Below are 602 nucleotides of genomic sequence, written 5' to 3'. Positions count from 1 at the left end.
TACGCGTATTCTTCAGCGCGTCGGTTCTTGAGTCCTCTAGACACTTCGCGCTTTTTGGTTTTTGGATTGTAGTAGTATACCCATCGCCATAACTGATTGCACGCCTCCTTGTGCTTACTCTGATTGATTAGCTTAAGCATTGTAGAAGATCCGAATGCGCCAGTACCAACGTTGAAAGTAAAGCTGTAGAGTGAGGCGCGCATAGTTACCGGAATTTCAACCTTAACCTTCTTGTCAACGTATCGCTGAGCGACGCCGATATGTTTTATCAGCAATGCATCGCATTCTTCGCTTAGTGTATTTCTTGCCAGGTATGACGTCCGGCCCGGTTATTCCGCTGCATACTGTAGGTACTCCGGCGATATCGTAATACACCTCGTACTCTATCCCTTCGATTCGTTCCAGTAGGGTAGGCGTCAACGTCAAAGCGGCCCCGATCGATGCGCCTATAACGTTATTTTTAAACTCATTATCTCCCCTAATCTTAAGCGCCTTATTTAGATCGCCATCGTTTAACGCTTCCTGAATTGCCTTACTGTCACGATACTTCCAGTATGCGCCCCATGCACCAAAAGCAGAAAGCAATGAATGTAGCGCCAGCA

Annotated in this window: 2 protein-coding genes; both read right to left on the bottom strand. The window is 46.8% G+C overall.

Annotation, left to right across the window (positions count from 1 at the left end; translation table 11 throughout):
- Nucleotides 1–275 (bottom strand): glycoside hydrolase family protein (locus tag AC2W7A_RS13215; protein WP_485991728.1); only part of this gene is annotated, 275 nt, incomplete at its 3' end.
- The coding region (locus AC2W7A_RS13210; protein ID WP_485991726.1) for a glycoside hydrolase family protein at nucleotides 235–602 on the bottom strand (368 nt) is incomplete at its 5' end. The genes AC2W7A_RS13210 and AC2W7A_RS13215, both read right to left, overlap by 41 nt.

The organism is Micrococcus sp. LASM2_SD2 (assembly GCF_057364565.1).
The sequence above is the reverse complement of the archived record's forward strand: the minus strand, read 5'-3'. Positions and strand labels throughout refer to the sequence as shown.